Consider the following 12,532-nt stretch of genomic DNA (forward strand, 5'->3'; position numbering starts at 1 on the left):
GCAGCTTGACCATGATTTGCACCACGCTCGTCTCGCCGGCCGACTACACCGTGGAGAAGAGCGAGAGCGGGACGCCAACCCTGGACGGGCCGCATGCGGAGGTGATCTACCAGGGTGTGAGCGGAGGTGAAGTCAAGCTCGCCTACCGGGAATTCCCGAGCAGGCGGGCGCGCCCGGCGTTGATCCATGACCTGTCGTACCAACTGCTTGCCTACGGACCGACGGCGATCGGCGGCAATGGCTACAACTCGCCGCTGAAAACGACCAGCAGGCCTTCGTCCAGCGCATTTTCGACCACTTTGAGGACGCTGCGAAGGTAGGTGAACAGGTAGTCTGCCGTATCGCCCTCGTCGCCATAGACCTCGGTATCGGCGTACGGCCGGCCGCTGACATAATCGCGCGCCAGCGCTTTTTCGATATCGTCGTCGCACAGATGGCCGAAGGTTTCGGCCTCGTAGGCGATCGTGGGATTGGCCTTGAGGGCGGCGAACAAGGCATTCATCTGGACGATCACCGCGCGCTGTTTTTCCGCATCGAGCACCTCGACCAGCGTGGTGCCGTACTCGCCTTCGAACGCGTACTGCTGGCCGCTGTCGGTCAGGAAGGTCAACGCCGGAAAATCGAACGCCGCCAGAAGCTCGCCGAAAAAGTAGATCGCGTAACCGCTGCGCGTGCTGCCGAAGACGTGATGCAGCTTGTCGGTGCGCGCGCAGGCACGCCCGCCCGGGCCGCGCGCCAGGGCCTCGTAATCCTCGACGCTGGCAAGTCGTGACGGAACGCTGGCGGCAGGCGCCGTGAAAATGCGGGTTTCGGATGAATGGGACATGGCAGGGTCTCGAAAAGATGGTTAGCGAGGTGTGACCGGCGCGGTGCGGCGGCCGACACCACCGACTATACCGCGCAAGGCGGCGCAGTCGCCAGCACCGGCGTCTGATTGTTCCTTTCGCACAACCAATCCCGGCCGGATTGTCATCCCAACATAGTTGTTGAACTTACTCAATTGTTGAGCTAGCATTGGCTTGCGGCATTTCCGAAATTTTACTACGTGATTTTGGAACCGCTCCCAGGCAGCCGAGGACCACATTCGCGCGCCCCCCCCAGAACAATACCGAGACAGTCCCATGCACACAGCAATGAACACGACGGAGATTTTCCTCCTCGCGATGCTCCTGATTTTCTCCATTCCCTACCTGATCTGGCGGGTTTTCAAGACCGATTACTACGCCCCGCTGGTGGTGGTGCAGATCATCACCGGCGTCCTGCTGGGACCTGGCGTGATGGGTGCGGCATATCCGGATTACTACAAATTCATCTTCAACCCCTCCGTCATGCTGGCCATGAACGGGATTGCCTGGTGGGCGGTGATGATCTTCGTCATGATCGCCGGCATCGAACTCGACCTCAAGCAAGCCTGGGCGCACCGCCGCGAAACCACTATCACCTCAGTCCTTGCGCTGGGCGTGCCGCTGGTGTTCGGCGCCGTGGTGGCGGCGGGCATGCTGGGCTACGCCGGCTGGATCGGGCCGAAAGCGATGACCTGGCAGTTCGTGGTCGGGGTCGGGATGGCCTGTGCGGTGACGGCGCTGCCGATACTCATCCTGCTGATGGAAAAGCTCGACATCCTGCGCCAGCCGATCGGCCAGCGCATCCTGCGCTACGCCAGCCTGGACGACATCGCCATCTGGGGCGTGCTGGCCCTGATCCTGCTCGACTGGAACCGGGTCGGGCGCCAGCTCGGCTTCCTGCTCGCCTTCGGCATCGCCACCGTGCTGTACCGCCGCCTGATGGTCTGGCTGCCCGAGCGTGATCGCTGGTATGTCGGCCTGATCTGGCTGGCGCTGTGCGGTTTCGGCGCCGACTGGGCCGGGCTGCACTTCATGGTCGGCGCGTTCCTGGCTGGCGCGGTGATGGACGCGCACTGGTTCGACCAGGCCAAGATGGACCTGATGCGCCACCACGTACTGCTGGCGATCATGCCCGTGTACTTCCTCAGCACGGGGCTGCGGACCAACTGGGACATGGGCAGCGCCGCCGTGTTCATCGCGGCCGGCGTGCTGCTGGTGGCCTCGGTCGGCGGCAAACTGATCGGAGCGCACATCGCGGGGCGCATCCTCAAGTGGAAGAAGGGAGAAGCCGGGATTATCGGCTGGCTGCTGCAAACCAAAGCGCTGATCATGATCATCTTCGTCAACATCCTGCTCGACAAGCAGATCATCACCAGCGAAACCTTCACCGCCCTGCTGCTGATGGCCATCGCCAGCACCATGCTGACGGTCCCGGTGGTTTATCCGAGGCTGCAACGGATGAAAGAACTCATTTTCCGCAACACCTGACGCCAAAACTCCTACAACCGGGGTCAGAGCTCCAATTCGAAACATTTAACAGTTGGTGCCCTATTACGCCCGTACCAGCCGTATGACCTTATGCCCTTCCGACAGGGGATGCACGGCGCCGGAAGGGCCTGGGCCAGCGGTGCCGCCGCCCGCGACAGGCACACAAATTTAACAATGTTTCGACTCAGAGCTCTGACCCCGGTGTTGCCATCTGACTCCCGAACTCCTACAACCGGGGTCAGAGCTCCAATTCGAAACATTTAACAGTTGGTGCCATATTACGCCCGTACCCGCCGTATGACATTATGCCCGTTCCAACAGTAGGCGCACGGCGCCAGACGGGCCGGGGTCAGCGCTGCCGCCGCCCGCGACAGGCGCAGGAATTTAACAATGTTTCGAGTCAGAGCTCTGACCCCGGTGTTGAAGGTCAGACCCCGGTGTTGCATGTTTCGAGTCGGAGCTCTGGCCCCGGTTAGGAAACGTTGGGGGCTGGAAGGGCCGAGGTGGCCGATTTGCATTAAGATGCAGCCATTCCGTCTACCGGCCCCGTCGGGCCGTTGCTGCATCATGAAACTTTACGAGGCGCTTGCGCGCGATATTTCCGAGTCGATCCTGAGCGGCGCGCTGCAGCCGGGCGACCGCCTGCCGTCCGTGCGCAAAACCAGCGCCAGCCGCGGCGTCAGCCCGGCCACCGTGTTCGAGGCCTATTACACGCTCGAAGCCCAGGGACTGGTGCAGGCGCGCGAGCGCTCCGGCTATTTCGTCAGCGTCAGCGCCGAACGCCTGCCGCCGGAGCCCGATACCGCTTCGCGCCCGGCCGAGGATGCGCTGCCGCTGGCCATGAGCGAGCGCGTGTTCGACCTGCTGGAAACCACCATGCGGCGCGATGTGGTGCCCTTCGGTTCGGCCTTTCCCAGCCCGCTGCTGTTCCCGCTGGCGCGCCTGGCTCGCCTGATGAGCACCAGCGTGCAGCAGCTCGATCCGTGGGCCAGCGTCGACGATCTCACCCCCGGCAACGCGCGCCTGCGGCGCCAGCTCTCGCTGCGCTACCTGATCGACGGGATGACGGTGCACACCGACGAAATCGTCGTCACCAACGGCGCGCTCGAGGCGCTCAACCTGTGCCTGATGGCGGTGGCGCGTCCCGGCGACGCGGTGCTGATCGAGTCGCCCGCGTTCTACGCTTCGCTGCAGGCGATCGAGCGCCAGGGCCTGGAGGCGATCGCGGTGCCGACCCACCCGCGCGACGGCATGGACCTGGCCGCGGCCGAGCGCGCGCTCGAACGGCATCGTCCCAAAGCCTGCTGGCTGATGACCAACTTCCAGAATCCGCTGGGCAGCCTGATGCCCGACGAGAAAAAGCGCGACCTGGTGCGCCTGCTGGCGCGCTACCAGGTGCCGCTGATCGAGGACGATGTCTTCGGCGAGCTGTATTTCGGCGCCAAGCGCCCGCTCCCGGCCAAGGCCTTCGATACCGAGGGCCTGGTGATGCACTGTTCGTCGTTCTCGAAATGCCTGGCGCCCGGCTACCGGGTCGGCTGGGTGGCGGCCGGCCGCTTCACGCGCCAGGTGGCGCGCCAGAAGCTGGCCAGCACCCTGACCACCTGCGCTCCGGCCCAGGGCGCACTGGCCCTGTACCTTGAAAAAGGCGGCTACGACCGCCATCTGCGCCTGCTGCGCCACAAACTGGCGGCGCAGCAGGCGGTGTTCATGGACGCCGTGCGGCGCCACTTCCCCGAGGGCACGCGCGTCACGCGCCCCAAAGGCGGCTATCTGTTATGGCTGGAGCTGCCCGGCGCGGCCGATGCGCTGGCGGTGCACGCCGCCGCGCTGGCCGAGGGCATCAGCGTGGCGCCCGGTCCGATCTTTTCGCCGCAGCCGGGGTTCGAGAATTGCCTGCGCCTGAACTACGGCCACCTGTGGGACGCGCGCGCCGAGGCGGCGCTGGCCACGCTCGGGCGCATCGTCCACGCACAGCTGGAAGCTTAATCGCGGCCGTCTTTGGTCTGCTGCAGGGTAAACCCGATCAGGCGCGACACCACCGCCGCCAGGTAAATCAGGCCGACGAACATCTCGACGCTGGCCAGCGCGCGCGCGTGCGCGGTCAGCGGAATCACGTCGCCGATGCCGGTGCTCGATAGCAGCGCGAAGCTGAGGTAATTGAGTTCGGTCCAGGTGCGCGCGTCGGCGGCGTTGACGGCGGCCGCGTAGGTCCCGGGATGCATCGCCTGCACCAGCACGAACAGGTGCGTGAAGCCCCAGGCAATCAAGGTGAAGGTGGCGCCGGCGGCGAACAGTTCGTCGGTGGTGGCGCGGTGGTCTTCCATCATGTAGGCGATCAGGCTGGCGGCGGCGTAAAAGTAGAACAGCGCTTCGAGCGCGGACGACCAGGGCAGCAGCGTGTCGCGGCCGAAGATCATTTGCAGCACCAGCAGCACGATGATCGGCAGCGCGATGCTGGCGCTGATCCAGGCGTGGCCGGGCGTGCGCCGCACCATGCGGGTGGTAAAACCGAGCACGATGATGCCGAAGGCGTTGAACACCACCAGCCCGCTCGGGGTCGATTCGATGAAGGGGTACAGCAGCATCCCGAGCAGCTGCACCATCAGGAGGATGGCGGACGGGTGGCGGTGGGTACTGCGCATCAGGTTAAAAGCGTTCATGGTCGACCAGGCTCATACGGACAAGCCCGCATTGTAGACCAGTCAATACGGGCGCTGTGGGGCGCCGGCCACAAAAAACACACGCCGCCGGGTGCGGCCAGCCGGCGTCAGGATGCGAGCGCCATCGCTTCGCGCCCGGCCTGCGAGGTGGCCGGCACGGGTTTGAGCAGCAGCAGCTGGCCTTCCAGCACGCGAAACACCAGCGGCGCGTCCAGATGCGTCACCTCGCCGTCGATCGCGACCTTCATGCGGCGCCGCCCCACCAGCCCGCGCTGCTTGACGGTCATGCGGGTCAGGCCGAAGGCATGCAGGTTGGGCGCGTCGCTCAGGCGCCCGAGCGCGCCACGCGCCAGCAAGGCCAGCATGCCGAACTTGCCCACCGGCTGGGGCGCCAGCGCGGCCAGCTTGCCATCTTCGATGCGGTCGGCCAGCGGCGCGAAGCCGACCTGCTCCATCTGCAAGCGGTTGTTGCCGACGAATAAAGTAGGCGTGCGGATGGTGCGCGCCTTGCCATCGAGCTCGACGTTGATGTGCAGGTGCCGGTACGATCCGAGCACCGTCTTCAGGGCCGACAGCATGGCCACCAGCCGGCTGCGCCCGTATTGCTTCTTGTCGATTTCGCGTTCTTCGAGCAGCTTGGGATACAGGCCGATGCTGGCGTTGACCAGGAACACGCGCTCGTTGACCAATCCCACCTGCACCGGCTCCACCCGCGCCGTCAGCAGCGCCTGCACCGCTTCGCCCAGGTCTTCCGGGATGCTGTGGGTGCGCCCGAAATAGTTGAAGGTGCCCTGCGGCAGCACGCCGAACTTGCAGCCGCTCTCGACCGCCTGGCGCGCCACGGTGTTGATGGTGCCGTCGCCGCCGGCGGCCACCAGCACCCCGCCGGTCTGGCACGCGCGCCCGGCCATGTGGCGCGCGATGGCGCCAAGCTCGTCCGCCTGGTCCACCACGGCGAGCTCGAATTCGCGCCCCGCCGCGGTCAGCAGGTCTTCGATGGTCGTGCGCTGGAGTTCGGTTTCGGCGTGGCCGGAACCGGCGTTGAGAATGATAAAAAGCGGGGCGGGCATGGGGGCGCTGACGTGGAGTTCAATAATGGTAAACTGTATCATCAGCGCGGAATATTGCGTTTTCAATACGGCAGCGCTCAGGCGATCCGAGGCGGACCCATTCTGGCATATCACAGCAAGGCATCATCCCCGGCCCCGCGCGCACAGATCATGTTGATGCGCCACGGCAAGCCATTGCTGAGCGCCGGCGGATGGGTGGCGCTGGCCGGCATGCCGGCCTGGATCGCCGCCTACGACCTGGCCCAGATTGTCGACGAGCCGATTCCGCCGGCCAGCCTGGCGGCGGCCGGCGCGGCCGCGACCATCGTTGCCAGCCCCTTGCCCAGGGCACTGGCGTCGGTCGGGGCGCTCGGTCATACGCCGGCCGAGGTCGATGCGATGTTCCGCGAGGCGGCACTTCCCACCCCATCCATGCCCGCGTGGTGCCGCTTTGCGCGCTTGCCGCCGGCGCTGTGGGCGGTGCTGCTGCGCCTGATGTGGATGGCGGGCTACGCCAATGGCGTCGAGAGCAGGCGGGCAACGCGCCTGCGCGCGCGTGAGGCGGCGGCCCGCCTGATCGCACTGGCGCAAGCGGGGCCGGTCGTACTGGTGGCGCACGGCATCATCAACAGCATGATCGCCCGCGAGCTGCGCCGCAGCGGCTGGGCCCGACGCCAGCCTGCGCGACATGCCTGCTGGAGCGTGAACAGCTTTACCCTTGCCGCCGCGTGCAGCACCGTCATGTCCGCCCATGATGGCGCCGCTTGACCGGGCCAACCAGGCCCGACGTTGACGCCATGGCCGCCATGCCCCCCCCACTCACGCTGCCGGCGTCAGCCCGCGATCCGCTCGGCAGCCGGCGCACTCTGCCGTTCACGCGCCACCGGCTTGATGCGGGCCAGTACCCCGACCAGCTCGGCCGTGTTGGCCGGCTTGACGAAATAATGGTCGAAGCCGGCCTGCACCGCGCTGGCCTTGTCGTACTTGTTGCCGTAACCGGTGACGGCGATCAGCGTGGCCGCGCGCGCATGCGTGCTTGCCCTGAGCCGGCGCGCCAGTTCGTTGCCGTCCATGCCGGGCAGGCCGATGTCGAGCAGGCAGGCGTCCGGCGCGAAGCTGCCCACGCTGTCGAGCGCGTGCAGCGGATCGTGCTCGACCATGACCACGTGGCCGGCCGATTCGAGCACCATGGCCATGGCATTGGCGGCGTCCTTGTTGTCGTCGACCAGCATCAGGCGCAAGCCCTCGCCCGCGTGGCTGCCGGGTCCGCGGCGGGCCGCGCCGGCGCTGCCCGCCAGCGCGTGCTTTGGCAGGTACACCGAAAACGTCGCACCCTCCCCCGGCCCCGGACTGGCCGCCGTCACATGCCCGCCATGCAGCAGCACCAGGCTGCGCACCAGCGCCAGCCCCAGGCCGAGCCCGCCCTGCGAGCGGTCGGACGAGCGTTTTTCTTGCGTGAACAAGTCAAAAATATGCGGCATCAGCATGGCGTCGACGCCGATGCCGTTGTCGCGCACATGCAACTCGACCGTGTCGCCATGATGGCTGACCTCGAGCGCGATCCGTCCACCGCTCGGCGTGTACTTGGCCGCATTGTGCAGCAGGTTGGTCAGCACCTGCACCAGCCGCTTGCGGTCGCCCAGCACCGCCACCACGCCTTCGGCCGGCACGTCCCGGCTCAGCTCATGGCCGCGCTCGCTGATGAGCGGCTGGGTCTGCTCTACCGATTCCAGCACCACCTGGTGCAGGTCGATCACCTCCTTGTCGAGCACCACCAGCCCGGTGTTGACCCGCGACACATCGAGCAGGTCGTTGATCAGGCTGGTCATGTGGTTGACCTGGCGTTCGATAATGACACTCGACATCTTTACCCGCGAAATATTGTCCGGCGCCATGCCCAGCAAATGCGCTGCGGAACGGATCGGCGCGAGCGGATTGCGCAGTTCGTGCGACAGCATCGCCAGGAATTCATCTTTGTGGCGCCCCGCCTCGCGCAAGGATTCCTCGGCGCGCTTGCGGGCGCCGACATCGATCGAGACGCCGCGTATGCATCTGGCATTGCCGGCCTCGTCCGCAACCACGGTGCCGTACACCTGCAGCCAGACCACCTGGCCGTTATCGGGCCGGCGCAGGCGCACCACATCGCCGTAGCTTCCATGTGATTGGAGTGCCTCGCGGCGCGCAAGTTCCATCCGTTTCAGGTCGTCGGGGTCGAAACAGTGCCATACCTGGTGCATATTGGTCCAGCTGGCGCCGAACAGCTCGGGTGCGTTGTCGGAAAAGACCACCTCGTTGCTGTCCAGGTCCCAGTCCCACACCACCATGCGCGCCACTTTCAGGCCTTCTTTCAGGCGCAGTTCGCTGCGCTGCAGGGCCTGGCGCGCCATCGAGCGGTCGGTGACGTCGAAACCCTGCACGAAAATCCCGCTCACAATCCCGTTTTCCATGATCGGCTGGTACACGAAGTCGATGTAGGCGTGGGTCGGCGCGCTGTCGGGCGTGGCGCGCAGTTCGATGCGCAGGTCGCCCGCCTTGTACGGCATGCCGCCGGCGTACACGCCATCGAGCAGCTCGACGAAGCCCTGCCCCACCACCTCCGGCAGCGCTTCGCGCACGGCCTTGCCGATCAGCGCACGCTGGCCCACCAGGCGCAGGTAGGCCGAATTGGCGAACTCGAACACATGCTGCGGCCCGCGCAGGATGCACATGAAGCCGTGGGCCTGCTCGAACAGCAGGCGCAGGCGCATGGTTTCGGCTTCGCGCTGTTCGCGCAGGGCCTGTTCGGCGCGCAGGCGCTGCGAGGTCTGGATCGCTTCGTGCCGCTGCGCATGTTCGCGCTGGGTGATCTGTTCGGTCAGGGCCAGGTTCATGCGCTCGAGCGCCGCCTTGGCCTTGTGCTGGGCGGTCACATCGTTGCACACCACCAGCACGCCGTGCACGCCGTCGTGGTCCTCGATCGGACTGTAGCCGTAGGTCCACCAGACATCCTCGCGCTTGCCGTGGCGCGTGACCGGCACCAGCTGGTCTTCATGCCAGGTGCTGCCGCCGCCGGTCATCACCAGCGCGATCTGCGGGCCGATGATGGGCCAGATTTCTTCCCAGCAGACACGCCCGCATCCGCCCAGCGCGCTCGGATGGCGTTCCGGCCCCATGGTCTGGCGGTAGGCGTCGTTGTAAAACTGCACCAAATCCTTGCCCCACCACAGGAACATGGGGTGGCTGGACGTGAGGATCAGGCGAATCGTGCTCTTGAGCAGCGTGGGCCATTGTTCGGGCGGACCGAGCGGGGTCGCGCTCCAGTCCTTGGCGCGCATCAGGGCGCCGGGTTCTCCGCCGTTGGAGAGGAAGTCAAATGTCAAACGCATCCAGTGCCCGGTTGCTTGTCGCCGATAGTGATAGGTGGAATGCGCGCCGCCTGGCGCATGCCTGATCGTATCATTATTGTGGGAGCATGCGACGTATGGTTTGTCCAACGTACACGCGTGGCAACACCGCGGAGGGATCAGCCCGGCCGCTCGTTCAAGGTGGGATGGGCTGCCGGCAGCAGGGTGCCGACCGCGGCCGCGCCGCCATCGACGTAGTCGGCCAGCGCATGGCGCGACCAGCCGCCGGCCGGACGGCGCACCGGCCGCGCGCGCAAGGTCGGCACATTGGGACGCTTGCCGAAGACCGGCTCCGGCGGCGGCGGCTGCAACTCGGGAAAATGGTGCGCCATGCCGCGCGCGCCCGGCAGGAAGCCGAGCACGCGGTTCTCGACGTCGTACAGCACGCCATCTTCGAACCAGCCGATGTGCTCGCCCTTGACCGAAAACGCGCTCAGGCCGAACACATAGCCGGCCGGCTCGCCGTCGACCGTGCGCAGGCAGAATTCATCCAGGATGGCGGACGCCCTGCCCGCCTCATCGTATAACCAAGTTACCAAAACCATCCCCTCGTTGCACCTCGTCGTGTCTGTCACCAATTTTAACTTGTAACATTCGCAACTTGGCGCACCGTTGAAACCGGCGTCCGGTACGGCGTCCGGTACGCTCAGGTCCAGCCGGCGTCGACCACGAACTCCTGGGCCGTGATCATGCGGCTGTCGTGCGCGCCGAGGAACAGCGCCATGCTGGCCACGTCGGCGCCGACGATGCGCCCCGGCAAGCACTGGTTCTCGTCCATGGCGCGCTCGCCGTCCCGGTCCACCCATTTGTCGAGCTGGCGCGCGGTCATCACCCAGCCCGGCGTGAGCGTGTTGACGCGGATCCCGCTCTTGCCGTATTCGCGCGCCAGGCTGCGCGTGAGGCCGTTCACGGCCGACTTGGCGGTGGCGTACACCGGGTAGCCGGCCACCTTGTTCTTCCAGCCGGTCGAGCCGAGGTTGACGATGGCCCCGCCGCCGCGCCGCTGCATGCCTTCCACCACCGCCTGGGCCGCGAAGAACGCGACCTTCAGGTTGATCGCCAGCTTGGCGTCGAAGTATTCGGGGGTGACCTGCAGGAAGTCGTGGCGCTCGTCGCTGGCGGCGTTATTGACCAGCACATCGAAGTCGCCCAGCTTCGCGCCGGCCGCCTTGACGCTGGCGCGCAGCGCATCGATATCGGACAGGTCGCAGCCGATGAAGTACGGCGTGTGCGCGACCGTGCCCGCCAGGCCGTCGACCAGTTCGCTGGACGAGGCGATGTCGCGGTCGGCAAAGGCCACGCGCGCGCCCTGGTGCGCAAACGCGGCCACGATATCGGCCCCGATGCCCGAACCGCCGCCGGTGACGAAAACGGCCTTGCCGGCCAGGCTCGGGTAGTTCGCAAATTCCATGATGTTTCCTCGTTTCTTGTTGATCGTACTGTCGAAATGCCTGGCGAGCATTTGTGACGCGGTATCGGCGCGATTATCGTCATATTTATTCAACGAATTTCCGACTCGGGACACTATGTTGCGTGGCGTGCCAGGCGGCGACGAAGGCCTGCGCGCGCGCGCTGAGGATCTCCGGCGTGGTACCCGGCGAGTACAAGGCGCCGCCGATGCCGAAGCCGGTGGCGCCGGCCGCGACCCACTCCGCCATGGTCCCCGGCGAGACCCCGCCCACCGGCCACAGCGGCGTAGCCGGCGGCAGCACGGTCTTGAAGGCTTTCAGGCCGGCGTAGCCGACCATCTCGGCCGGGAAGATCTTGAGCGCGTCGGCGCCGGCGCCAAGCGCGGCGAACGCTTCGCTCGGCGTGGCCACGCCGGGCGCGCACAGCATGCCGAGGGCGGCGGCGCGCGCGATCACCTGCGTGTTGCAGTTCGGCGCGACCAGCATGCGCCCGCCGGCCGCGTGCACCGCGTCCACGTCGGCCACGCTGAGCATTGTGCCGCCGCCGACGATGGCGCCGGCCGGCGCCATGCGCGCCAGCAGCGCGATCGATTCGAGCGCGCCGGGCCGGTTGAGCGGTACTTCGAGCAGGCGGAAGCCGGCTTCGAACAGGGCTGCGCCGGCCGCTTCGGCCTCGGCCGGTTGCAGGCCGCGCAAGATGGCGACCAGGGGTGGCGTCAATTGTGTCGTATCCATGATCAAACGCTTTCGAAAAAGTAGGCCAGCGCGGCCAGGTAAACCTCGTCGGGGTCGTGCGCGCGCGCCGGCATGCCGAAGTGCGCAGCCGCGCTCCGGTAGCGCGCGGCGAGTAGCGGCGAGCCGATGATGTCGATGGCGCCGTCGGCGTGGCCCTGCGCCGCCACGAATTCGGTGCCGATCAGCAGGCCGCTGACAAAACTGCGCGCCTGCGCCGCCGCCATCGTCTTCGATACCACCCGCGCGCGCACGCCGAACAGTGCGTTCGACAACGGCCGCGCGCGCCGCGCTTCCTGCAGGCCGGCGCCAAAGGCGCTGTCGTCATCGAGCGCGCCGGCCATCAGCGCGGCCAGGGTGCCGCCGGCCGCCAGCATCGAGAACAGTTCGCCGGTCATGTAGGTCACCAGCTGGTCGACCTTGCCGCCACGCAGGTAAACCCACTTGCTGTGGGTCCCGGGCAGCACCACCCAGCCATCGAGCAGGCCGCGCCCGACCGCGCCGAGCAGTTGCGTCTCTTCGCCGCGCATCACGTCCACCGCGCCGTCGCGGGTGCAGTAGCCGGGCACGATGAAGCAGCCGGCCTGCCCTTGCACGGGCGCCAGATGGGCCGGCAGCCCGGTCAGCGGCACCCTGGTGTCGAGATAGGGCACTTCCTGCCAGCCGCTGGCCGAGCCGACCATGCCCGACATCACGACCGGCACGCCGTCGGCCACCGCCATGCGCGCGCGCAGGGCCGCCAGCGAGCCGGCGAAGTCGCCGCCCACGGCCAGCATGCCCTGGTCATCGGCATGGCGCGCGAGGCATTTGCCGTCGCGCCCGACCAGATAGGCGCGGCGGTTGCTGGTTCCCCAGTCGATTCCAAGTAATTGCGTGTGCATGCTGCCTCTTCTGAAAATGAACGGCCGGCGCGGGAATGCCTGCGGCCCGATGCTTGTCTTTTGGACAGCAAAACGCGGTCGA

The 12,532-nt window shown here is 66.6% G+C and carries 11 protein-coding genes; 3 read left to right on the plus strand and 8 right to left on the minus strand.

Annotated features, from left to right (window positions below; all coding sequences use genetic code 11):
- Window positions 1-241: 241 nt before the first annotated feature.
- Window positions 242-826 (minus strand): hypothetical protein, encoded by a 585-nt coding sequence (locus F2P45_RS00115; RefSeq protein ID WP_166869751.1) that lies wholly within the window; start codon window positions 824-826, stop codon window positions 242-244.
- A gap of 295 nt (window positions 827-1,121) precedes the next feature.
- Between F2P45_RS00115 and F2P45_RS00120 the strand changes: the two genes are divergently transcribed.
- Together F2P45_RS00120 and F2P45_RS00125 are read left to right on the plus strand one after the other, a co-directional pair.
- Complete coding sequence (locus tag F2P45_RS00120) at window positions 1,122-2,333, plus strand: cation:proton antiporter (RefSeq protein WP_166869752.1); 1,212 nt, start codon at window positions 1,122-1,124, stop codon at window positions 2,331-2,333.
- Window positions 2,334-2,900: 567 nt separating this feature from the next.
- Window positions 2,901-4,322 carry an aminotransferase-like domain-containing protein gene (locus F2P45_RS00125; protein WP_166869753.1) on the plus strand — a complete coding sequence of 474 codons (1,422 nt, stop codon included), beginning with the start codon at window positions 2,901-2,903 and terminating at the stop codon, window positions 4,320-4,322.
- On the opposite strand, the gene F2P45_RS00130 is transcribed toward F2P45_RS00125, so the two are convergent.
- Together F2P45_RS00130 and F2P45_RS00135 are read right to left on the minus strand one after the other, a co-directional pair.
- A complete protein-coding gene (locus F2P45_RS00130; protein ID WP_187367119.1) occupies window positions 4,319-4,996 on the minus strand; it encodes an ion channel in 678 nt (225 codons plus the stop codon). The two genes, F2P45_RS00125 and F2P45_RS00130, sit on opposite strands and share 4 nt — an antisense overlap.
- 107 nt (window positions 4,997-5,103) lie before the next feature.
- Entirely contained in the window at window positions 5,104-6,066 is a 963-nt protein-coding gene (locus F2P45_RS00135) for a diacylglycerol/lipid kinase family protein (RefSeq protein ID WP_166869754.1), read from the minus strand.
- A gap of 150 nt (window positions 6,067-6,216) precedes the next feature.
- Here F2P45_RS00135 and F2P45_RS00140 point away from each other — a divergent pair, with 150 nt between their 5' ends.
- On the plus strand, window positions 6,217-6,813 hold the full coding sequence (locus tag F2P45_RS00140) for a histidine phosphatase family protein (protein WP_166869755.1): 597 nt from the start codon (window positions 6,217-6,219) through the stop codon (window positions 6,811-6,813).
- A 65-nt stretch (window positions 6,814-6,878) separates the two neighbouring features.
- On the opposite strand, the gene F2P45_RS00145 is transcribed toward F2P45_RS00140, so the two are convergent.
- The 5 genes from F2P45_RS00145 to F2P45_RS00165 all read right to left on the minus strand — a co-directional run bounded on the left by F2P45_RS00145 (window position 6,879) and on the right by F2P45_RS00165 (window position 12,450).
- Window positions 6,879-9,404 (minus strand): hybrid sensor histidine kinase/response regulator, encoded by a 2,526-nt coding sequence (locus tag F2P45_RS00145; RefSeq protein WP_223164648.1) that lies wholly within the window; start codon window positions 9,402-9,404, stop codon window positions 6,879-6,881.
- 143 nt (window positions 9,405-9,547) lie between these two features.
- Entirely contained in the window at window positions 9,548-9,967 is a 420-nt protein-coding gene (locus F2P45_RS00150; protein ID WP_166869757.1) for a 4-fold beta flower protein, read from the minus strand.
- Between the two features lie 107 nt (window positions 9,968-10,074).
- Window positions 10,075-10,839 (minus strand): SDR family NAD(P)-dependent oxidoreductase, encoded by a 765-nt coding sequence (locus tag F2P45_RS00155; protein WP_166869758.1) that lies wholly within the window; start codon window positions 10,837-10,839, stop codon window positions 10,075-10,077.
- Window positions 10,840-10,924: 85 nt separating this feature from the next.
- Complete coding sequence (locus F2P45_RS00160) at window positions 10,925-11,572, minus strand: 2-dehydro-3-deoxy-6-phosphogalactonate aldolase (protein ID WP_166869759.1); 648 nt, start codon at window positions 11,570-11,572, stop codon at window positions 10,925-10,927.
- 2 nt (window positions 11,573-11,574) lie between these two features.
- Window positions 11,575-12,450: a 2-dehydro-3-deoxygalactonokinase gene (locus tag F2P45_RS00165; protein ID WP_166869760.1), complete on the minus strand. Its 876-nt coding sequence runs from the start codon at window positions 12,448-12,450 to the stop codon at window positions 11,575-11,577.
- Window positions 12,451-12,532 lie beyond the last annotated feature (82 nt).

The organism is Massilia mucilaginosa, assembly GCF_011682145.1.
GTDB classification, from domain to species: domain Bacteria; phylum Pseudomonadota; class Gammaproteobacteria; order Burkholderiales; family Burkholderiaceae_D; genus Telluria_A; species Telluria_A mucilaginosa.

Excerpts from the sequence above, each read along its gene's own strand:
- F2P45_RS00115 (WP_166869751.1), bottom strand. The coding sequence starts at position 826 with ATGTCCCATTCATCCGAAACCCGCATTTTCACGGCGCCTGCCGCCAGC.
- F2P45_RS00120 (WP_166869752.1), top strand. The coding sequence starts at position 1,122 with ATGCACACAGCAATGAACACGACGGAGATTTTCCTCCTCGCGATGCTC.
- F2P45_RS00125 (WP_166869753.1), top strand. The coding sequence starts at position 2,901 with ATGAAACTTTACGAGGCGCTTGCGCGCGATATTTCCGAGTCGATCCTG.
- F2P45_RS00130 (WP_187367119.1), bottom strand. The coding sequence starts at position 4,996 with ATGAACGCTTTTAACCTGATGCGCAGTACCCACCGCCACCCGTCCGCC.
- F2P45_RS00135 (WP_166869754.1), bottom strand. The coding sequence starts at position 6,066 with ATGCCCGCCCCGCTTTTTATCATTCTCAACGCCGGTTCCGGCCACGCC.
- F2P45_RS00140 (WP_166869755.1), top strand. The coding sequence starts at position 6,217 with ATGTTGATGCGCCACGGCAAGCCATTGCTGAGCGCCGGCGGATGGGTG.
- F2P45_RS00155 (WP_166869758.1), bottom strand. The coding sequence starts at position 10,839 with ATGGAATTTGCGAACTACCCGAGCCTGGCCGGCAAGGCCGTTTTCGTC.
- F2P45_RS00160 (WP_166869759.1), bottom strand. The coding sequence starts at position 11,572 with ATGGATACGACACAATTGACGCCACCCCTGGTCGCCATCTTGCGCGGC.
- F2P45_RS00165 (WP_166869760.1), bottom strand. The coding sequence starts at position 12,450 with ATGCACACGCAATTACTTGGAATCGACTGGGGAACCAGCAACCGCCGC.